The 19,673-nt window shown below is 58.2% G+C and carries 20 protein-coding genes; 13 read left to right on the top strand and 7 right to left on the bottom strand.

The window, feature by feature from the left end; translation table 11 throughout:
- Window positions 1-146 precede the first annotated feature (146 nt).
- On the bottom strand, window positions 147-347 hold the full coding sequence (locus ACR0DX_RS09385; RefSeq protein ID WP_480494323.1) for a hypothetical protein: 201 nt from the start codon (window positions 345-347) through the stop codon (window positions 147-149).
- An 89-nt stretch (window positions 348-436) separates the two neighbouring features.
- Entirely contained in the window at window positions 437-646 is a 210-nt protein-coding gene (locus ACR0DX_RS09380) for a Flp family type IVb pilin (protein ID WP_170354939.1), read from the bottom strand.
- A 356-nt stretch (window positions 647-1,002) separates the two neighbouring features.
- Here ACR0DX_RS09380 and ACR0DX_RS09375 point away from each other — a divergent pair, with 356 nt between their 5' ends.
- Window positions 1,003-1,863, top strand: a complete 861-nt coding sequence (locus ACR0DX_RS09375) for a lytic transglycosylase domain-containing protein (protein WP_170354940.1) — start codon at window positions 1,003-1,005, stop codon at window positions 1,861-1,863.
- Window positions 1,864-1,897: 34 nt separating this feature from the next.
- Here ACR0DX_RS09375 and ACR0DX_RS09370 read toward each other — a convergent pair whose 3' ends face one another.
- The 5 genes from ACR0DX_RS09370 to tldD form a co-directional block, all read right to left on the bottom strand.
- Window positions 1,898-2,524: a 3-oxoacid CoA-transferase subunit B gene (locus tag ACR0DX_RS09370; protein ID WP_170354941.1), complete on the bottom strand. Its 627-nt coding sequence runs from the start codon at window positions 2,522-2,524 to the stop codon at window positions 1,898-1,900.
- Complete coding sequence (locus ACR0DX_RS09365; RefSeq protein ID WP_170354942.1) at window positions 2,524-3,228, bottom strand: CoA transferase subunit A; 705 nt, start codon at window positions 3,226-3,228, stop codon at window positions 2,524-2,526. The genes ACR0DX_RS09370 and ACR0DX_RS09365 overlap by 1 nt, the downstream gene beginning before the upstream one ends.
- 91 nt (window positions 3,229-3,319) lie before the next feature.
- Window positions 3,320-5,959, bottom strand: coding sequence for a type I DNA topoisomerase (topA, locus tag ACR0DX_RS09360; RefSeq protein WP_170354943.1), 2,640 nt, complete (start codon window positions 5,957-5,959; stop codon window positions 3,320-3,322).
- A 152-nt stretch (window positions 5,960-6,111) separates the two neighbouring features.
- Complete coding sequence (gene dprA / locus ACR0DX_RS09355) at window positions 6,112-7,242, bottom strand: DNA-processing protein DprA (RefSeq protein WP_170724507.1); 1,131 nt, start codon at window positions 7,240-7,242, stop codon at window positions 6,112-6,114.
- Between the two features lie 239 nt (window positions 7,243-7,481).
- Complete coding sequence (gene tldD / locus ACR0DX_RS09350; protein ID WP_170354945.1) at window positions 7,482-8,903, bottom strand: metalloprotease TldD; 1,422 nt, start codon at window positions 8,901-8,903, stop codon at window positions 7,482-7,484.
- Between the two features lie 176 nt (window positions 8,904-9,079).
- Between tldD and coxB the strand changes: the two genes are divergently transcribed.
- From coxB to ACR0DX_RS09290, 12 genes are all read left to right on the top strand, one after another.
- Window positions 9,080-9,991: a cytochrome c oxidase subunit II gene (gene coxB / locus ACR0DX_RS09345; RefSeq protein ID WP_170354946.1), complete on the top strand. Its 912-nt coding sequence runs from the start codon at window positions 9,080-9,082 to the stop codon at window positions 9,989-9,991.
- A gap of 73 nt (window positions 9,992-10,064) precedes the next feature.
- The gene (cyoE, locus tag ACR0DX_RS09340; RefSeq protein ID WP_170354947.1) at window positions 10,065-11,021 is read left to right on the top strand and encodes a heme o synthase; all 957 of its coding nucleotides are present in this window, start codon (window positions 10,065-10,067) and stop codon (window positions 11,019-11,021) included.
- Window positions 11,018-11,179, top strand: a complete 162-nt coding sequence (locus ACR0DX_RS09335) for a hypothetical protein (protein WP_170354948.1) — start codon at window positions 11,018-11,020, stop codon at window positions 11,177-11,179. The genes cyoE and ACR0DX_RS09335 overlap by 4 nt, the downstream gene beginning before the upstream one ends.
- Window positions 11,179-11,754, top strand: a complete 576-nt coding sequence (locus ACR0DX_RS09330; protein WP_170354949.1) for a cytochrome c oxidase assembly protein — start codon at window positions 11,179-11,181, stop codon at window positions 11,752-11,754. Before ACR0DX_RS09335 ends, ACR0DX_RS09330 begins: the two co-directional genes overlap by 1 nt.
- Window positions 11,755-11,776: 22 nt before the next feature.
- Window positions 11,777-12,592 (top strand): cytochrome c oxidase subunit 3, encoded by an 816-nt coding sequence (locus ACR0DX_RS09325; RefSeq protein ID WP_170354950.1) that lies wholly within the window; start codon window positions 11,777-11,779, stop codon window positions 12,590-12,592.
- 155 nt (window positions 12,593-12,747) lie between these two features.
- Window positions 12,748-13,425, top strand: a complete 678-nt coding sequence (locus ACR0DX_RS09320; protein WP_170354951.1) for an SURF1 family protein — start codon at window positions 12,748-12,750, stop codon at window positions 13,423-13,425.
- A complete protein-coding gene (gene thrC, locus ACR0DX_RS09315) occupies window positions 13,422-14,810 on the top strand; it encodes a threonine synthase (RefSeq protein ID WP_170354952.1) in 1,389 nt (462 codons plus the stop codon). The genes ACR0DX_RS09320 and thrC overlap by 4 nt, the downstream gene beginning before the upstream one ends.
- Window positions 14,807-16,069: a M16 family metallopeptidase gene (locus ACR0DX_RS09310; protein ID WP_480845915.1), complete on the top strand. Its 1,263-nt coding sequence runs from the start codon at window positions 14,807-14,809 to the stop codon at window positions 16,067-16,069. The genes thrC and ACR0DX_RS09310 overlap by 4 nt, the downstream gene beginning before the upstream one ends.
- Entirely contained in the window at window positions 16,069-16,653 is a 585-nt protein-coding gene (locus ACR0DX_RS09305) for a GNAT family N-acetyltransferase (protein WP_170354954.1), read from the top strand. Before ACR0DX_RS09310 ends, ACR0DX_RS09305 begins: the two co-directional genes overlap by 1 nt.
- A 25-nt stretch (window positions 16,654-16,678) precedes the next feature.
- The gene (locus tag ACR0DX_RS09300) at window positions 16,679-17,284 is read left to right on the top strand and encodes a hypothetical protein (protein WP_170354955.1); all 606 of its coding nucleotides are present in this window, start codon (window positions 16,679-16,681) and stop codon (window positions 17,282-17,284) included.
- Window positions 17,285-17,368: 84 nt separating this feature from the next.
- Entirely contained in the window at window positions 17,369-18,187 is an 819-nt protein-coding gene (locus ACR0DX_RS09295) for an MBL fold metallo-hydrolase (protein ID WP_170354956.1), read from the top strand.
- A 38-nt stretch (window positions 18,188-18,225) separates the two neighbouring features.
- Window positions 18,226-19,641 (top strand): FAD-binding oxidoreductase, encoded by a 1,416-nt coding sequence (locus tag ACR0DX_RS09290; RefSeq protein WP_170354957.1) that lies wholly within the window; start codon window positions 18,226-18,228, stop codon window positions 19,639-19,641.
- The last annotated feature ends 32 nt before the right edge of the window (window positions 19,642-19,673 follow it).

Here is a 19,673-nt window from a genome sequence, read left to right as displayed (position 1 = left end):
CCTCGTATTTCTCTGTTTTGGTTTTGCTGCCGTCATGCGCAGCTAATCTCAATCACAGCTATCGACGAATTGTGTCGAAAAGGGGGACAATCTTTGATTTTTTTTTCGTCAGTGCCAAATCATGAGTTTGGTCACCGACTGATGAGTCAGTAGCTGATATTGAATTCAGGTTGATGAACTTCCATCGATGAAAGCGCAGTTCCTGTTTCCGAATCAACGTGTTGAATCGGATCTGAAAGGTTCAGGAAAATGATTGACCCAAAACCAACCAAGCCGGCCGTTAGAACCACCCAATCAACGGTAACGGCCCCATCTTCGTCTGCAGCAAAGTTTGCAATTCTGTGCATCATGAGAGACCCAACTTAAAAAGAAAGTTTATAAAAAAAGGGCCACGCTCTGAAACCGTGGCCCCCTTCAAGTACGTTAAGTACTAAACTTAGCTTTGCGGTGTGATGGTGGTCACCGGAGTCGAAACTGCAGTACCCGACAGCGCGCCTTCGACGGTGTTCGCCAGCTGGTTGGTACCTTCACCAACCTGGGTGTAAGCAACTGCTGCCAGGCCAACGATGGCTGCGGTCAGAACAACCCAGTCAACTGTTACTGCGCCGTCTTCGTCTTTGCGGAAGTTCTTGATGAACTTGATCATGTTACGTCCCTCCTAAAGGATCAAAAAAGTCAATTAAACCTTGGCGTCTTTCAGAGCTTTCTCTCTCAGTCCGCTCTCGACCGTCTCGGTATGGCATTATGTTTGACGGTCAGGCGTGGCAGGAATTGGGCCAAATCACATTTTTTTTCGCGGAAGTTTAACTTTTTCGCAGGAGTTTAGGTAACGCATTGAAAATAAATAAATAAAAAATCGAAAAACGTATTTCGACCTCACTGTTCCGATGTAATTTTACGGCAAATGAGGCGAAAATGCCCCAATTCACGTTGTTTTTATGGCTTTGAACGCAGATTCTTGGTTCAAATCAGTCAAAAGATAAAATTCATGAGGCGGGCAAAATGAATCTGCGGGACGCAATACTCTGCGCCGGTGCGGTGGCAATGCTGTTAACAGGGCCGGGCTCTGTTGTTGCTCAGACAATTGAACCACGTGGCGTCTATAAAAGGGTGAAGCCGCCGAAACCTGGGTCGCGGCCCAAGATCACCGTGCAGATATCGCCAGAGGAACACGCAGCCCGACCTTCGGCGCCCAGCACTGGTGCGGACCTGGAAGAATCCGAGATTATTACACGTACACGAGTCGCGCCGCCGAGTTTGCCGGGCGGGGCTGACAAACCCGCCGGGTCCTATACGGCTTTTTGGGAAGAAGTGTCGCCCGCGCTAGATCAAGCCGGCGCAGGACGTCTTGATCAAGCGATACAGGCATTGGCAGCCGTCAACGTGTCCTCTCCGCGATTGCAGACTTTGCAGAACATCGCTCAGCAGCAGGGGGTCGATATCCTGCGTTCGACAGTTGGTACGAATGTTTCGCCTGCGCTGGTGTTGGCCGTGATATCGGTTGAATCTGCTGGCCGGGCTGACGCGGTCAGCCACGCGGGTGCCCAGGGGTTGATGCAATTGATGCCAGCAACGGCAAGGCGGTTTGGCGTTGAGGACAGCTTCCATCCGGGTCAGAACATCTCGGGCGGGGTGAAGTATTTAAACTGGTTGATGGAAGAGTTCGGAAACGACCCGATCCTTGTGTTGGCTGGTTATAATGCAGGTGAAGGGGCCGTCCGCAAACATGGCGGCGTACCGCCCTATAAAGAGACGCGCAACTACGTGCCCAAAGTGCTTGCCGCGTTTCAGGTCGCGCGGGCTTTGTGTCTGACCCCTCCGCAGCTCATCTCGGACGGGTGCGTTTTCCAGACGGCAAACTAAAAAGGCCCACGCGGGTTGGTGGGCCTTCTTTGGTTCAGGCGACGATTGTCGCCTCGGTGGCGGCGCGCATCTCGTCTTCGCTGACGCCATCGGCCAGTTCGACGATCCGCAGGCCGCCTTCAACCACGTCCAACACGCCCAGATTGGTGATGATGCGATCGACCACACCCTGACCGGTCAGGGGCAGGGTGCATTCTTTCAGCACTTTCGAGTCGCCGTGTTTGTTGGTGTGATCCATAACGACGATCACGCGGCCTACGCCAGCCACCAGATCCATCGCGCCGCCCATGCCTTTGACCAGCTTGCCGGGGATCATCCAGTTGGCCAGATCGCCTTTCTCGTCCACCTCCATCGCGCCCAGAATGGCCGCTGCGATCTTGCCGCCGCGGATCATGGCGAATGAGGTCGCACTGTCGAAATAAGCGGTGCGAGACAGTTCGGTGATCGTCTGCTTACCCGCATTGATCAGGTCGGGGTCTTCCTCGCCCTCAAAAGGGAAGGGGCCCATGCCCAGCATCCCGTTCTCGGATTGCAGGGTAATGTCCTTGTCACCAACATAGTTCGCCACCAGCGTTGGGATACCGATGCCGAGGTTCACATACATACCGTCTTCCAGCTCATCCGCCGCGCGGGCGGCCATCTGATTACGATCCCAAGGCATTATGCGTCCTCCTTCTTGCGGGTGGTGCGCTGTTCGATGCGCTTTTCGTGGCTGCCCTGAATGATGCGGTGCACATAGATGCCGGGCAGGTGGATGCTGTCGGGGTCCAACGACCCGGTGGGCACGATCTCTTCGACTTCGACCACGCAGACTTTGCCGCAGGTGGCGGCAGGCACGTTGAAATTACGAGCTGTCTTGCGGAACACCAGATTGCCGGTCTCGTCCGCCTTCCACGCTTTGACGATGGCGAGGTCGGCAAAGATGCCTTCCTCCATGATATATGTCTCGCCGTTGAAGTCCTTATGCTCTTTGCCCTCGGCGATCACGGTGCCTACGCCTGTCTTGGTGTAGAAACCGGGAATACCCGCGCCACCTGCGCGCATCCGCTCGGCCAGTGTACCCTGCGGGTTGAACTCCAACTCCAGCTCGCCACTGAGATACTGACGCATGAACTCGGCGTTTTCTCCGACATACGAGCTGATCATCTTTTTGACCTGACGGGTCTGCAGCAGAATGCCGATACCGAAATCGTCGACCCCCGCATTGTTCGAGGCAAAGGTCAGATCCTTCGCGCCCGAGGCTTTGATCGCTTCAAGCAGAAGTTCCGGGATGCCGCACAGGCCAAACCCGCCCGCTGCGATCAACATGCCATCCGAGATCACTCCGTCGAGCGCCTCAGAGGCATTGGCATAGATTTTCTTCATGGAAAACTCCCCCAATGACATGGTGTTGGGCGAGTTGTGCCGCCACGTCACGGGGAAGTCAATGAAACCAAGGGGGTGGTGGTATTTCTACCTATTCCGCCTTGTTGGTCGTCTTTTTGGCGGCTGCGGTTTTCTTTGGCGCGGCTTTCTTCTTGGGGGCAGCCTTCTTTTTGGTGCCTTTTTTGGCGGCGCGTTCGTTGACCAGTTCGATGGCCATTTCCTGCGTCACGTCTTCGGGCTTGATGTCCTTGGGAATGGTCGCGTTGACCTTTTCCCACCTCACATAAGGCCCATAGCGCCCGTCCAGCACCTGCATCACGCCGCCATCGGGGTGATCACCCAGCTCTTTCAGCGGTTTGGCCGCCGCCCGCCGCCCACGCCCCGGATTGGCGCGTTTTTCAGCCAGCATCTCAACCGCGCGGTTCATACCAATTTCAAAGACGTCATTGGGGTCTTTGAGGTTCGCGTAGACCGGCTTAGCCTCTTCCGGCATCTGGTGCATGATATACGGCCCGAACCGCCCGAAATTCGAGCTGATCATGCCGCCCTCGGGGTGTTCACCGATCTGGCGAGGCAGGGACAGCAGGGTCAGCGCCTTGTCCAGATCCATGTCGTCCTTGCTCCAGCCGCGAGGCAGGGATGCGCGGGGCGGTTTCTTGTTCTCAGGCGTGGGTTCGCCACGCTGGACATAAGGCCCGAACCGGCCGGATTTCAACCAGATCTCATCGCCCGCATCTTCGCCCAGCAGACGTTCGTCGCCCTCAGCCCCTTCGCCCGCGATGGGGCGGGTATAGGTGCATTCGGGATAGTTGCCACAGCCCACAAACCCTCCTGTGCGCGAGGTTTTCAGGTGCAGTTGCCCCACGCCGCATTTCGGGCAGACGCGCGGGTCGGAGCCGTCTTCGCGCGGGGGGTACAGCTGAGGGGCCAGCGCTTCATCCAGCTTGTCCAGCACTTCGGAAATCCGCAGCTCGGATGTCTCACCAATCGCGGCCGAGAAATCACGCCAGAACTTGCCCAACAGGTCTTTGTAGTCACGGTCGCCGGCGCTCACATCGTCCAGCTCGCCTTCCAGATTGGCGGTAAACTCATAACCTACGTATTGCCGGAAGAAATTCAGCAAAAAGATTGTGACGATCCGGCCTTTTTCTTCGGGGATCAACCGGTTCTTGTCCTTGCGCACATATTCGCGGTCCTGAATCGTGGTCACGATGCTGGCATAGGTGGACGGGCGCCCGATCCCTAGCTCCTCCATCCGTTTGACCAAAGTGGCCTCGGTATAGCGCGGGGGTGGCTGCGTGTGGTGTTGCAGGGCCAGCACAGCTTCATTCTCGGCCAGCACGGCCTGTTTGTCGTCGCTGGTGGCTTTGACGAATTGATCCTTCAGCGAGGTCTTGGCGAACCGCGCCGGATCGCCTTGCGTGATCTGCGGCAGGCGCTTGTCGTCGTCATCGGCCACGTCGTCGCGGCCTTCCTCATAGACGCGCATGAATCCGTCGAACATGACCACCTGACCAGTGGCGCGCAGGCCGACCTGACCGTCACCGCTGCCGATCTCGACCGTGGTGCGTTCCAGCCGTGCGGCGGCCATCTGACAGGCAATGGTGCGTTTCCAGATCAGATCATAAAGCTTGCGCTGATCCTCATCCGTCACCTTCAGGTCGCTGGCATCGCGGGTCATATCCGTGGGGCGGATACATTCGTGCGCTTCCTGCGCGTTCTTGGCCTTGTTTTTATAGATGCGCGGGCTGTCGGGCACGTAATCCGCGCCATAGCGGTCGGTGATTGTATCGCGGGTGGCGGCCACGGCCTCGGGGGCCATGTCGATGCCGTCAGTCCGCATATAAGTGATGTAACCCGCCTCATACAGGCGCTGCGCCACCTGCATCGCGTGACGCGCGCCCATGCCGAACTTGCGGCTGGCTTCCTGCTGCAGGGTCGAGGTCATGAATGGCGCGCTGGGGTTCCGAGCCGCCGGTTTCGCCTCGACCGAGGTTACGGTTAGCGCGCGGCTGGTGATCGCCTGAACGGCCAGTTCAGCCTGCGTGGCGTTCTTCAGATCATGCTTGTCCAGCTTGTTCCCGGCCAGCGTGACCAGACGCGCCTCATAAGTCTGGCCGCGCGGAGTTTCGAACAACGCTTTGACCGACCAGTATTCGACTGGTTGGAACGCCTCGATCTCCATCTCGCGCTCGACGATCAAGCGCAGGCAGACGGATTGTACGCGTCCTGCCGACTTCGCACCGGGCAGCTTGCGCCATAGAACGGGTGACAGGTTGAACCCCACCAGATAGTCCAGCGCGCGGCGGGCCAGATAAGCCTCGACCAGCGGCATATCGACCTGACGCGGGTTCTGCATCGCTTCGGTCACGGCGTCCTTGGTGATGGCGTTGAAAGTCACACGGCTGACGGGCGTGTCCTTCTTGATCGAGCGGCGCTTGGTCAGCGCCTCTTGCAAGTGCCAGCTGATCGCCTCGCCCTCGCGATCGGGGTCAGTGGCGAGGATCAGGGCGTTGTCTTCTTTCAGCGCGTCAGCGATGGCTTTGACATGCTTGCGGCTGTCATTGCCGACCTCCCATTTCATCTCGAATTCATGTTCGGGATCGACGGATCCATCCTTGGGTGGAAGGTCGCGCACATGGCCATAAGACGCCAGAACCGTGTAGTCGGGGCCAAGATATTTATTGATCGTTTTGGCCTTGGCAGGGGATTCTACAACAACTACAGGCATTTAAGGTGAAACCTCGCTCGACGGATTATGCGCCTTCTATGATGGTGCAAAATGTGGAGGGCAAGAGCGAATTGTCAATGCGTTCCTTGAGGCACAGGAATTTGGGGGGAATTTCAAATTGATACGCACAGAATAACGGTGCGTCCGGCAGGTCAGGTCGAGAGGGACAACAACCCGCCGGGCTGTCTTTGTATGCGTCCATCCAACTCCAGATCGACAAGCGCGGGGCCGATTTCGCCCGCCGTCGCGGCGATATCGCGGATAAGTTGATCTTCGGCCATGGGCGAGGGGCCAAGGCATGCTAAAATCGCCTCGTGCAACGCTGCAACCGTCGTGGGGGTTGTCGATTGAACGGGCGGTTCTTTGGGTTGGTCGGCAGTAAGAAGATCGCGTTTCGGCAAGGATTCGATCACATCCTCGGCCGATCGCACCAAAGTTGCGCCATCGCGGATCAACAGGTTGCAACCGCCCGCGCGGGCATCAAACGGGTGGCCGGGGACGGCCAGAACCTCGCGCCCCTGATCCAGCGCGTCGCGCGCGGTGATCAGGCTGCCGGATTTTGCGGCAGCTTCGACCACCACAACCGCTTGGGCCAGACCCGAGATGATCCGGTTGCGGCGCGGAAAATGCCGGGCTTGCGGTGTCACGCCCATGGGCTGCTCCGATACACGCAACCCGGATTCGGCGATTTTATGGGCGAGATCAGTATTCTCGGCGGGATAGATCACATCGACGCCACCGGCCATTACAGCAACAGTACCTGTATCCAAAGCGGCCATATGCGCCGCAGTGTCGATCCCGCGTGCCAGGCCCGAGACGATGACATGTCCCTTTTTGCCCAGATCCGTCGCCAGCCCTCGCGCCATCCGCGCGCCGAGTGACGAGCAATTGCGCGCGCCAACCATCGCCACCGTAGGGCGGTGCAATATCGACACGTCGCCGATGGCCCACAGTATTGGCGGGGCATCATTGAGATCGTTCAAAGCGTCAGGAAAATCGGCGGACCCAAGGCACAAAAGCTGCGCTTTGGCAGCTTTTGCGGCCTTGAGTTCCGCCTCAATCACGCCGGGCGGGCACGTTTCATACCCTTCAATACCGGCGGCGCGTGCCATTTCGGGCAGCGCGGCCAGCGCATTCTGCGCTGAGCCATGTTCCCGCAGCAGCCGACGAAACGTCGCCGGACCAACCTTGCGAGAGCGCAACAGACGAAGCCAGGAAAACCGATCCTCTTCCGTGGTGGGTGGGAGTGTGGGGTGATAGGAAGAAAGCTGCTCTTCGGTCATCCGTTGCTCCGCCTGATTGCAGAACTGGTTTACGACTGCAGGAGTTAACAGCTTCTGAATCGCTTCAAATTTTCCCAATATTCTTTCGAATTGAGTCGTGAAGATGCTATAGTGCTATGAAAAGAATGGGAAAAATTTCGAGGTGCTGCGCGATAAGCCGAAGTTTTTCTGGAGTCAATAAGCGGTCATCGGGGCGCCGTGTTAACCCTGCACCCCGAGAAAACCGTTTTGATTCTGACCTATGCCGCCGATCCGCCGACGGTTAGCCCATTCATTAAGACCGTCGGCTGTCCAACGCCTACAGGCACCCACTGACCGTCTTTGCCGCACGTTCCCATGCCGGGGTCCAATTCCATATCATTGCCCAACCCTCGAATGCGGTTCAGCGCGGATGGTCCATCCCCGATCAGGGTTGCGCCCTTTACCGGCGCTCCGATTTTGCCGTTTTCCACCCGATACGCCTCGGTGCAGGAAAACACGAATTTGCCATTGGTGATGTCGACCTGACCACCACCAAAACCGACGGCCCAGATTCCGTCTTTGATTTCGGCCACCAGTGATTCAGGGGCGGCATTTCCGCCCAGCATCACAGTGTTGGTCATACGTGGCATAGGTTTATGTGCATAGCTTTGGCGACGGCCATTGCCGGTTGGCGAAACCCCCATCAGGCGAGCGTTCTGGCGGTCATGCATGTAGCCGGTCAGGACGCCGTCCTCGATGAGGACGGTGCGCGAACTGGGCGTGCCCTCATCATCAACCGAGATCGAGCCGCGCCGATCCACAATCGTGCCGTCATCCACAACCGTGACCCCTTTTGAGGCGATCTGCTGCCCCATCAGCCCGGCAAAAGCCGAGCTGCCCTTGCGGTTGAAGTCGCCCTCTAGTCCGTGGCCGATCGCCTCGTGCAACAGGATGCCTGGCCAGCCAGGGCCGAGCGCGACTTCCATTACACCTGCCGGGGCAGGGACGGCGTCCAGATTGACCAATGCGATCCGCAGCGCTTCGCGTGCTTTGTCCTGCCAGTCGGCGGGGTCTATCAGACCGTCCAGGCCCACGCGACCTCCTCCGCCCGCCGAGCCGCTTTCGCGCCGTCCGTTCTGTTCCACGATGACCGAGACATTCAGACGGGTCATAGGGCGCACGTCCCGAACGATCAGGCCGTCGGGGCGTAGAATCTCGACTTCTTGTACTGACGCGGCGATAGTGGCGCTGACCTGTACGACCCGCGTGTCCAAATCACGGGAAAAAGCATCGATCTCGCGCAACGTTTCGATCTTGACCGGAAAGGTGGCGGATTCGATCGGGTCTTCGTCCGTATAAAGCCGCGTGTTGGTGGCCCGAGGCGCATCCGCCAAGGTGCCGCCGCCATCGCCAACCGCCAGGCGAGCCGTTTCCGCGGCCCGTTTCAACGCACCAATCGAGACATCAGTCGAATGGGCGTAACCGGCCACTTCACCCTGCACGGCGCGCAGGCCGAATCCTTCGGAGGCGTCGTAGGATGCCGTTTTCAAACGCCCGTCGTCAAAGATCAGCGACTCGGATTTCCTGCGTTCGACAAACAATTCTCCGTCCTCGGCGCCGGCAGTGGCAGAGCGCAAAACCGCAAGCGCTTCGTCGTGTGGTAAAGCGCTTTCAAATGGTCGAAACGGGTCGTTGGGCATGGGTTGGGACCTTTCGGGTTTGATCCAGATCAAAAATAGCGTCTGTTTGACGCAAGCATTTTGCTTTATCTACCCACCGGAATATGGTTTTTAACGCGGCTAAAGACAACGGGAGAGGTGCGACTGATTCACACCTTTTCGCCAGGGACGCAAAGATCAAACGATCAGGACAGAATATGAAGAATGCTTTGATGCTTTCGGGCTTTATGACAGCCCTATCCAGCCTGCCCGCCATGGCTCAGGAGCTTGAGATTATTGGCAAACCGGTCGCAGGCGGTGTTGGCTTCCAGCCCGCTGTGACGGATTTGGCAACAGGAATCCAAAGGCTGGACGGGATGATTCTGGTGATCATCACCGCAATCTGTATTTTTGTTGCGGGCCTGCTGGTTTACTGCATCGTGCGCTACAATCAACGTGCCAACCCGACACCGGCGCGGTTTTCGCATTACACTCCGGTCGAGATCGCCTGGACGCTTGGCCCGATCCTGATTCTTGTTTTCATCGGCGCGTTTTCATTGCCGGTTCTGTTTAAACAGCAGGAAATTCCCGAAGGCGATGTGGTCATCAAGGTCGTGGGTAACCAGTGGTACTGGACCTATGAGTATGTCGATCACGACTTCGCCTTCGACAGCTATCTTTTGGGCCATCCTGCGACACTGGACGAAGGTGCGCGCCCGGCTGATGCTGATGTGACGCCGTTCGTTTTGGATGATGCGATGCGCGCCAAACTGGCTGACGCAGGTTACAGTGATGACGAGTGGCTGCTGGCAACCGATACGGCTGTTGTCGTCCCGGTCGGCAAGGTGATCGTGATGCAGGTTACGGCCTCAGACGTGATTCACTCGTGGACCATTCCCTCGTTCGGTGTGAAGCAGGATGGTGTGCCTGGTCGTTTGGCCGAACTGTGGTTCCAGGCCGATAAAGAAGGCATCTATTTCGGTCAGTGTTCCGAACTGTGTGGCAAGGATCACGCTTATATGCCGATCACCGTCAAAGTGGTCAGCGAAGAAGCGTACGAGGAATGGCTGCAAGGTGCTCTGGAAGAGTATGCTGGCCAGCCTGTCTCGTACCAAGTTGCCTCGAACTAAGCCCTTCGCGGCCTAGGTTGAAACACGCAGGCTGCGCGGGGAGCGCGCAGCTTCTGCCCCAGAAGGACCCGACATGAGCGACGCAAGCATCAATGCCAGCCAAGTGACCGCCCCGGCGCACGCGGATGAGGCCAGCTTTGGCGATTATTTCGCCCTGCTGAAGCCGCGCGTGATGTCACTGGTCGTATTCACGGCCTTGGTGGGTCTGCTGGCCGCGCCGGTGCCGGTACACCCTTTTGTCGGGTTCTGTGCCATTTTGTTCATCGCCATCGGCGGCGGCGCGTCTGGCGCGCTGAACATGTGGTGGGATGCGGACATTGATCGGGTGATGAAGCGCACCAAGGGCCGACCGATTCCGGCAGGTAAAGTGCAGGAAGGCGAGGCGCTGTCGTTGGGGCTGGCACTGTCGGGCCTGTCGGTGATCATGCTGGGGCTGGCGACCAACTGGTTTGCCGGTGCGTTTCTGGCGTTCACCATCTTCTTTTACGTCGTCGTCTACACGATGTGGCTGAAACGCTCGACGCCGCAGAACATCGTAATCGGAGGTGCGGCAGGGGCCTTTCCTCCGGTGATCGGTTGGGTTGCGGCTACTGGGACGATGTCGATCGAGCCTTGGCTGATGTTCGCCCTGACCTTCATGTGGACCCCGCCGCATTTCTGGGCGCTGGCTTTGTTCATGCGCTCGGATTATGACGATGCGGGAGTGCCGATGCTGACCGTGACCCATGGTCGCCGCGCGACGCGCTGGCATATTCTGGTCTACACGGCTCTGCTTGCCACATTGGCCGTGGGCACCGCGTTCTCGGGCATTGGTGGTCCGATCTATCTGACCGTCGCCGTGGTGATGAACGCGCTGTTCCTGCGCGGCGCGTGGCAGATCTCGCGCCGGACCGAGGAAGATTCCGAGGCGGACAACTTCAAGGTCGAGCGGAGCTTTTTCAAACTGTCGTTGCTGTATCTGTTCCTGCATTTCGGCGCGATTCTGGTTGAGGCTTTGCTGAAACCCTACGGGCTGGGAGGTTGGTCATGAGCCTGCGCAAAAGCCATGAACTGCACGAACGCCGCTTTAGCCGCAATCTGGGCGTGGGCCTGACGCTGGCTGCGTTCATCGTGATCATTTTCGGTCTGACGATCGTGAAAGTCTCGGGCACGGATTTCAACGTGGCGCCGCAGCAGGTGCAGAACTGATGGCTCTGTCCGGTCCTCAAAAGACGGTTGCGCAGACCGTGGGCGTCGTGGTGCTGATGGGCAGCCTCGCCTGGGCGGCTGTGCCGTTTTACGATTGGTTCTGTCGCGTCACCGGATTCGGCGGCACAACTGGCGTGGCCGAAACTGCGCCCGAGGATATTCTGGACCGCAGCGTGACCGTCCGCTTTGACGCGTCGAAAGCCAAGGATATGGCGTGGGAGTTCAAACCGGTCGAGCGCGAAATGGAAGTGCGCATCGGCGAGACCGGCTTGGCTTTCTACGAGGCGTACAACCCGACCGACCGCCCGATCGCGGGGCAGGCGTCGTACAATGTCGCGCCTTATTCGGCGGGTGGGTATTTCCAGAAAATTGCCTGTTTTTGCTTTGAAGAACAGGTGCTGCAACCCGGCGAACGGGTTCAGATGCCGGTAAGCTTTTTCGTCGACCCTGAAATGGTCGAGGATCTGGAAGCGAAATATGTGCATACGATCACTCTGTCGTATACATTCTACGAAATTGACCTGCCCGAGGGCTATGCCGCCCTTGATGCGCAGGCTGATACAAACACGAACTAACGCCTGTAGGTGAGGGACGCTGATGGCACACGCTAAAAACCACGATTATCATATTCTGCCGCCGTCGGTATGGCCGCTGATAGGGGCCATTGGTGGCTTTGTGATGCTGTTCGGTGCTGTCCTTTGGATGCACGGCGTCACATCATTCATGTTCTGGATGGGGCTGGTCGCCGTTCTTTACACCATGTTCGCCTGGTGGTCCGAGGTCGTAGCCGAAAGCCGCGCGGGCGACCACACGCCGGTGGTGCGCATCGGTCTGCGCTATGGCTTCATCCTGTTCGTCATGTCCGAGGTGATGTTCTTCTTTGCCTGGTTTTGGTCGTTCTTCAAACATCGCATGTACCCGATGTACGACTATGCCGGAACAGAGTACATCCAGCCCGATATCCACGCAGTTGACCCGTTCCACCTGCCGCTGATCAACACTCTGGTCCTGCTGCTGTCGGGCTGCGCGATCACCTGGGCGCACCACGCTCTGGTACATGACAACGACCGCAAGGCGCTGATCAACGGTCTGGCCATCGGTATCGTTCTGGGTATCCTGTTCACTGCGCTGCAGGGCTACGAATATTACGAACTGTTGGCCCATGAAGGTTGGGAGTTTGGTGGTGATCAGTTCTATTCGAACTTCTTCATGGCAACCGGTTTTCATGGTGCCCATGTGATCATCGGAACGATCTTCCTGACGGTCTGCCTGATCAGGGCTCTGCGCGGGGATTTCACGCCTGAGAAACATGTGGGTTTTGAGGCGGCTGCATGGTACTGGCACTTCGTCGACGTTGTCTGGCTGTTCCTGTTCTTCGCCGTCTACATCTGGGGTCAGGCCCCGCTGTTCTGATCCGCTCAGATCGGTAAATTGCAAAAGCCGCCCGATGGGGCGGCTTTTTCACTATCCGGGGCGCAAGATTGCGCCCCATACAATTGCGCGGTTGCAATCCTGGCCGCTCCGCCCTTAACAAGACGCCGGTTTCTGTAACAAGGCTTCACCTGACTATGCGCCGCATTCTGTTCCTGCTGATCTTTGGCTTTGCCGGTCTCGGTGTGCTGATCTCGCTGGGCCTCTGGCAGGTGCAGCGACTGGCCTGGAAAGAAGGCGTTCTGGCCGAGATCGACGCGCGTATCGCGGCTGAACCTGTGAGCCTGCCCCAGAGCGTATCAGAAGATGGCGACAAATACCTGCCCGTGACAATTTCGGGCGATATGGAGCCGGGGGAAATCCACGTTCTGGTCTCGGTCAAGCAGGTTGGCGCGGGCTATCGGATCATCCAGTCTTTCAGCACTAAGGACCGCACCATTCTGGTGGATCGCGGCTTTGTACCGACCACGGCAAAACAGGCCGAGCGTCTCACCGGTCCGATGACAGTGACCGGCAACCTTCATTGGCCGGATGAGATCGACAGTTATACGCCGGAACCCGATATCGACGACAACATCTGGTTCGCGCGGGACGTGCCCAATCTGGCCGCCGCGCTTGGGGCCGAACCCATCTTGTTGATCGCACGGTCGGAAACTGACCCGGGCATCACACCTTTGCCGGTGGACACGGCGGGCATTCCCAACGATCACCTGCAATATGCAATCACATGGTTTGGTCTGGCTCTGGTCTGGGCCGCAATGACCGGTTATTTCCTGTGGCGCAACCGCGCCCCTGCACAGAGTGAAGAGCAATGAAATATATCTCGACCCGTGGCCAAGCGCCGGAACTGACCTTTGAAGAGGCGATGCTGACTGGCCTTGCCCGTGACGGCGGCCTGTACCTGCCGGCCGAGATCCCGGTGATGAGCCACGATGAGATCGCCGCACTGGCCGGTCTGCCCTATGAAGAGATCGCGTTTCGCGTGATGTGGCCCTATGTCAGCGGCTCGTTCACCGGGCAGGAGTTCAAGAACATCATTGCCCGCGCTTACGAAGGTTTCGGTCATGACGCCCGCGCGCCGATAAAGCAGCTGAACGAGAACCACTTCCTGCTGGAACTGTTCCACGGCCCCACGCTGGCCTTTAAGGACTTTGCCATGCAGTTGATTGGTCAGCTGTTCCAGGTGGCCCTGAAGCGGCGCAATGATCGTGTGACCATCGTGGGTGCGACCAGTGGCGATACGGGTTCCGCAGCCATTGAGGCGTTTCGCGGGCTGGACGCGGTGGATGTGTTCATCCTGTTTCCGCATGGCCGCGTGTCCGAGGTGCAGCGCCGCCAGATGACGACGCCTGCGGACAGCAATGTGCATGCGCTCGCCGTGGATGGTGATTTCGACGATTGCCAGGCCGCGCTGAAAGATATGTTCAACGATTTCGATTTCCGTGACGGGGTGAAACTGGCCGGTGTGAACTCGATCAACTTTGCGCGGGTGCTGGCTCAGATCGTCTATTACTTCTCGGCGGCTGTCAGTGTTGGCGCGCCGCATCGCAAGGTCAGCTTTACTGTGCCCACCGGCAACTTTGGCGACATCTTCGCGGGTTATCTGGCCAAGCGCATGGGTTTGCCCATAGATCGTCTGGTTGTGGCCACCAACCAGAACGACATTCTGCATCGCTGCCTGTCGGGTGAGGGGTATTTCAAGGGCGACACCATCCCTTCGATCAGCCCGTCGATGGATATTCAAGTCAGCTCGAACTTTGAACGGGCGCTGTACTATGCCTATGGCGAGGATGGCAGCGCTGTGGCGCAGTTGATGGATGAGCTGAAAAGCGGTGGCTTCAATGTCAGTCAGGGCGCAATGGAAGCCTTGCGCGAAAGCTTCGACTCGGGTCGTGTCTCCGAGGATGAAACGCTAGAGACGATCAAACACACGCTGGTCCATAGCGCTGAGCTGGTTTGCCCACACTCGGCTATCGGCATCAAGGTGGGTGAAGATCACCGTACGGTGGATGTACCGATGATCACGCTGGCCACTGCCCACCCAGCGAAATTCCCGGCGGCGGTCGAGAAGGCGAGCGGGGAACATCCGCCTCTTCCATCCCGCATGTCTGATCTGTATGAACGTCCGGAACGGGTGACGCGGATTGCCAATGATCTGGGTGCCCTTGAGGATCATATCAAAGGGCATATCGCCGAGTGACTGTCAGACAAGACCAACTGAAGAACGGATTTCGGATCGTCAGTGAGAACATGCCGGGGCTGCAATCTGCGGCCATCGGCATCTGGGTGACCGCGGGTGCGCGGAACGAGCGGATCGAACAGAACGGGATCGCGCATTTCCTTGAACACATGGCGTTCAAGGGAACCGAGCGCCGTTCGGCGCTGCAAATCGCCGAGGCGATTGAGGATGTGGGCGGCTATATCAACGCCTATACCTCGCGCGAGGTGACGGCCTATTACGCGCGTATTCTGAAAGATGACGTTGCGCTGGCGATGGACGTGATCGGCGACATCGTTCTGAACCCCATCTTCGACCCGCGCGAGATCGAGGTCGAGCGCGGCGTTATCCTTCAGGAAATCGGTCAGGCTTATGACACGCCCGACGATGTGATTTTCGACTGGTTGCAAGAACAGAGCTATCACGATCAGCCCCTGGGCCGCACCATTCTGGGGCCGACCGAGCGGGTCAGCGCGTTTTCGCGCGAAGACCTGTCGGGCTTTGTGTCCGAGCATTACGGCCCCGAGCAGATGATCCTGTCGGCAGCAGGTGCCGTGGATCATGATGCGCTGATGAAAATGGCCGAAGAGATGTTCGGTCATCTGCAACCGCGCAAAGGGTTGATTGCTGAGGCCGCGAAGTTCACCGGTGGCGAAGCGCGGCAGGAAAAGAATTTGGAGCAAGCGCATTTCGCGCTGGCAATCGAAAGCCCGGGCTATCGTGATGATGCGATCTATACGGCGCAGATTTATACCACGGCTTTGGGCGGGGGCATGTCTTCGCGCCTGTTCCAAGAGGTGCGCGAAAGCCGCGGGCTTTGCTATACAATCTTCGCTCAGACCGGGGCCTATGCGGATACCGGCACGACGACGATCTACGCAGGAACCTCGGCCGATCAGGTGGGCGAGCTGGCGACGATCACCATCGACGAGATGAAGCGCGCTGCCCAGGATATGAGCCCGGAAGAAGTCGCCCGCGCCCGCGCCCAGATGAAAGCTGGGATGCTGATGGGGTTGGAGAGCCCATCGAACCGGGCCGAACGTCTGGCGCGGCTGGTGCAGATTTGGGGCCGGGTGCCCTCGCTTGAGGATACGGTCGCCAAGATTGACGCGGTCAGCACCGAGGATGTGCGCGCCTTTGCCGAAACCATGGCGGTGCAGGCCCCGGCGGCGCTGGCGCTTTATGGTCCGGTCTCGGGCGCGCCCACTTTGGTGGAATTGCAGGAGAGGCGCGCGGCGTGATGCTTCTGGGCCGACGCAAGCTGAAACTCGAGACAGCGCGCCTCAGCCTGCGCCCGCCAGTGCATTCTGATTTCAACGATTGGGCGGCTCTGCGGCGGGCCTCGAAAGAGTACCTGACCCCCTGGGAGCCGATCTGGGCCAAAGATCACCTGAGCCGCAAGTCATTTACCAACCGGGTCTATTGGGCGCAGAGGTCGGTGGCCAGCGGCACGGCGATCCCGCTGTTTTTGTTTCGCCGGGAAGATGACACGCTTGTTGGCGCGATCACTTTGGACAATGTTCGACGTGGCCCTGCACAAGCTGGGACACTGGGGTACTGGACTGGTCAGGCCTATGCCCGCAACGGGTATATGCGGGAAGCGATCGGGGCGGTTGTTCACCACGCCTTTACCCGGCTGGACCTGAGCCGGATCGAAGCAGCGTGTCTGCCCGAGAACAAAGCGTCGCGGGGATTGTTGGAGCGGTCCGCGTTCAAATACGAGGGCGTGGCGCAGTCCTATTTGCAAATCAACGGGCGATGGCGGACGCATGTTTTGTATGCCTGTCTGCGATCCGACCGGCGGGGCAAGACGGACGCCGGTTAGGGGTATGGCACGGGGCGAGAGGCCAATGATCTGGATCAGCTATGCGATGATGAGCGTTTCGAGCATCAAAGGGTTTGAAGCTGACGTCGTCCTCAATGACAGAAAGCGCGCTATCGAAGCGATGAAGCGAAACAGACTTGGTGAAGTTCAGCCAGACGAACTTTTCCCAAAAGAAGCTTACGCGAAATACAAAGACAAAAAGGAAAAGAAGCAGCACGACCTGTTCATGGCCGGAGGTTTCTGGACGGTATCTTCTGATTGTGCCGCTGTTCTGCGTCAGTTCGAACTGGGCGAGGGAAAACTCTATCCTGTCAAACTCTTTCAGCATGACCGTACCACTCCGGTTGAGGGTGAATACTTCTGTTTGAACTTTGGAGCACAGAAGACGGCCGTGCTGCCATTTCAATCACCACGTATCCGTAAACCCCATGAAAATAACGACATCTGGGAACCCCCGTTAGCAATGCAAGACAATGACATAGCTATCAGTGCTTCGGCACTCGATGGGCCGGACATCTGGATGGATACTCAACTAGAAGATGCTTTTTTCGTCAGCGATCCGCTGGCACAAGCCTTGCGGGCCGAGAAGGTCTCTCGTGCATTCAAACTGCGCAAGTGCATCGTGATTTGATCGCCTGCCAAGGCTAACCCGCTGTTTTTCCCAATAATGAATCTGAAGGCGTGACATACGCACACGCTGCGCTACACTCCCCTCATGCGCTGGGTTGTTGCGGTATTGGTTTTGATCTCGGGCGGGGCTGCGGCGCAGGAGCGTCGGCCAAGCCATTGTATTGCCATCGCCGATGCGGCGCCCGGCATTGAATATGTTCACAAGGCGGCTTGGACGGATTCGGTGCCTGAGTTCTCGGTCCGGATCAGCTATGTCGCTCATGCTTCGTTTCTGATCCAGACGCAGGGGGGGCTGAACGCGGTTACGGACTTCACGGGTTTCATTGGCGGTGCGGACCTGATCCCGGATGTGGTCACGATGAACCATGCACACAGCACCCATTGGACCGCGAACCCGGATCCGGCGATTCCCCATGTGCTCCCAGGCTGGGGAGAGTTCGGGCAAGGGATCGAGCATCATCTGGATCTGGGTGAGATGCTGGTGCGCAATGTCTCGACCGATATCCGATCTGTCTATGGCGGGGTCGAAGAGCGTGGGAATTCGATTTTTGTCTTTGAGATTGAAGGGCTCTGCATCGGGCATCTGGGACATTTGCACCATATCCCGTCAGATGCGCAGTTTGCGGCCTTGGGACGGTTGGATGTGGTCATGGCAGCCGTGGATGGGGGGACGACCATGCCTTTGCCCGAGATGGTGCAGGTGCTGAAACGGTTGAAAAGTTCGGTCATTATTCCGATGCATTGGTTCTCAGGCTTTTCGTTGGATCGGTTTCTCGTCGATATCCGGGACGAATTTCCAGTCGAGCGGGAAGGTGTTTCTGAGTTGGTCGTTTCGCTTCGCACCCTTCCGGACCGGCCAACGGTCGTGGTTTTGGAGCCTCAGTACCTGATTGACATCGAATAAAGCTTGTCGGGTCTGCCGGAGTTGGGCAAGGAAAGCCTATGACTTTGAAACCCGCTGATGACGCCTTTGCCCAATCCGTCCGTGACGCCCTTGGCGGCGAGGTCTTGCGCAAGCCTGAACCGCGCTATTCTGAGGAGCCCCGTCGCAGGTTTTCAGGGCAGGTCGGTCTATTGGCGGCCCCACGCAGAACAGAAGAGGTCGCGGCCCTGGTGCAGCTGGCTTCTGCCGCGTCGGTGCCTGTTGTCCCCTATGGAGGCGGGACTGGATTGGTTGGAGGACAAGTCATGTCCGCCGGACCTGCGCCCCTTTTGATATCGCTAGAGCGGATGACCGCGATCCGCGCTGTTCATCCGACGGAGAATATCCTGATTGCCGAGGCAGGCGCGGTCCTTGCTGATGTGCAGGCCGCCGCCCAGAGTAACAACCGCCTGTTTCCTTTGTCCTTGGCTGCAGAAGGATCGTGCCGGATTGGCGGCAATCTTGCGACCAATGCGGGCGGGGTCAATGTGCTGCGCTATGGCAATGCGCGCGATCTGTGCCTGGGGCTTGAGGCGGTCTTGCCGAATGGTGAGGTCTGGCACGGGCTCAGCCGGTTGCGCAAGGACAATACCGGCTATGATCTGCGCAATCTGTTGATCGGGTCCGAGGGGACGTTGGGCATCATCACGGCGGCGTCTCTCAAGCTGTCCCCGCGTCCGGCTGGGGTCGGAACGGCGATGGTACAGGTTACGTCGCCCGAGGCGGCCATAGATCTGCTGGCTCTGGCGCGGGATCAGTTGGGCGATGGCGTCAGCACGTTCGAACTGATCCACAGGCAAGGGCTGCAGTTTTTGTCCGAGGTATTGCCAGACGTTCGCCAGCCTTTCGCGATTTCACCCGAATGGTCGGTGCTGATCGAGGTTGGTTTGTTCGGCGGATTGGACCCTCAGACAGCGCTAGAGACGCTTTACGCTGCTGCGGACACACGGGGCCTTGTCATGGATGCCGTGATCGCGCAAAGCGAGGCCCAGCGGGCGGACTTATGGGCAGTACGCGAGCGCATTCCCGAGGCGAACCGGTTGATCGGCTCGGTTTCTAGTCATGATATTTCAGTGCCAATTTCGGATATTCCCGAGTTCATCCGGCAGGGTCCGGACGAAATTGCGCGGATTGGACTGTTCCGCATCAATTGCTTTGGGCATCTGGGGGATGGGAATCTGCACTACAACGTGTTCCCTCCGGCCGGGCGCCAACGGTCGGACTATGATGCGCAGCGCGGACAAATAAAAAGCGCTATCCACGATCTGGTGGATAAGTTCGGCGGGTCAGTTAGCGCCGAGCATGGGGTTGGCCGCCTGAAAACGGATGAATTGGAAAGATATGGGGATCCGGCCAAGCTGACCGCCATGCGGGCAATCAAGTCTGCGCTTGATCCAAAGGGTATAATGAACCCCGGGGCTGTTCTGAAGTCATAGAAGCGGCTCGGGTGTCCCCGAGCCGCTTTTGG

It is taken from the genome of Ruegeria sp. D3, assembly GCF_056534465.1.
Note: the sequence above shows the minus strand (reverse complement) of the source record. Positions and strands in the feature narration are given on the sequence as shown.

Excerpts from the sequence above, each read along its gene's own strand:
- ACR0DX_RS09385 (WP_480494323.1), bottom strand. The coding sequence starts at position 347 with ATGCACAGAATTGCAAACTTTGCTGCAGACGAAGATGGGGCCGTTACC.
- ACR0DX_RS09380 (WP_170354939.1), bottom strand. The coding sequence starts at position 646 with ATGATCAAGTTCATCAAGAACTTCCGCAAAGACGAAGACGGCGCAGTA.
- ACR0DX_RS09375 (WP_170354940.1), top strand. The coding sequence starts at position 1,003 with ATGAATCTGCGGGACGCAATACTCTGCGCCGGTGCGGTGGCAATGCTG.
- ACR0DX_RS09370 (WP_170354941.1), bottom strand. The coding sequence starts at position 2,524 with ATGCCTTGGGATCGTAATCAGATGGCCGCCCGCGCGGCGGATGAGCTG.
- ACR0DX_RS09365 (WP_170354942.1), bottom strand. The coding sequence starts at position 3,228 with ATGAAGAAAATCTATGCCAATGCCTCTGAGGCGCTCGACGGAGTGATC.
- topA (WP_170354943.1), bottom strand. The coding sequence starts at position 5,959 with ATGCCTGTAGTTGTTGTAGAATCCCCTGCCAAGGCCAAAACGATCAAT.
- dprA (WP_170724507.1), bottom strand. The coding sequence starts at position 7,242 with ATGACCGAAGAGCAGCTTTCTTCCTATCACCCCACACTCCCACCCACC.
- tldD (WP_170354945.1), bottom strand. The coding sequence starts at position 8,903 with ATGCCCAACGACCCGTTTCGACCATTTGAAAGCGCTTTACCACACGAC.
- coxB (WP_170354946.1), top strand. The coding sequence starts at position 9,080 with ATGAAGAATGCTTTGATGCTTTCGGGCTTTATGACAGCCCTATCCAGC.
- cyoE (WP_170354947.1), top strand. The coding sequence starts at position 10,065 with ATGAGCGACGCAAGCATCAATGCCAGCCAAGTGACCGCCCCGGCGCAC.
- ACR0DX_RS09335 (WP_170354948.1), top strand. The coding sequence starts at position 11,018 with ATGAGCCTGCGCAAAAGCCATGAACTGCACGAACGCCGCTTTAGCCGC.
- ACR0DX_RS09330 (WP_170354949.1), top strand. The coding sequence starts at position 11,179 with ATGGCTCTGTCCGGTCCTCAAAAGACGGTTGCGCAGACCGTGGGCGTC.
- ACR0DX_RS09325 (WP_170354950.1), top strand. The coding sequence starts at position 11,777 with ATGGCACACGCTAAAAACCACGATTATCATATTCTGCCGCCGTCGGTA.
- ACR0DX_RS09320 (WP_170354951.1), top strand. The coding sequence starts at position 12,748 with ATGCGCCGCATTCTGTTCCTGCTGATCTTTGGCTTTGCCGGTCTCGGT.
- thrC (WP_170354952.1), top strand. The coding sequence starts at position 13,422 with ATGAAATATATCTCGACCCGTGGCCAAGCGCCGGAACTGACCTTTGAA.
- ACR0DX_RS09305 (WP_170354954.1), top strand. The coding sequence starts at position 16,069 with ATGCTTCTGGGCCGACGCAAGCTGAAACTCGAGACAGCGCGCCTCAGC.
- ACR0DX_RS09300 (WP_170354955.1), top strand. The coding sequence starts at position 16,679 with ATGATCTGGATCAGCTATGCGATGATGAGCGTTTCGAGCATCAAAGGG.
- ACR0DX_RS09295 (WP_170354956.1), top strand. The coding sequence starts at position 17,369 with ATGCGCTGGGTTGTTGCGGTATTGGTTTTGATCTCGGGCGGGGCTGCG.
- ACR0DX_RS09290 (WP_170354957.1), top strand. The coding sequence starts at position 18,226 with ATGACTTTGAAACCCGCTGATGACGCCTTTGCCCAATCCGTCCGTGAC.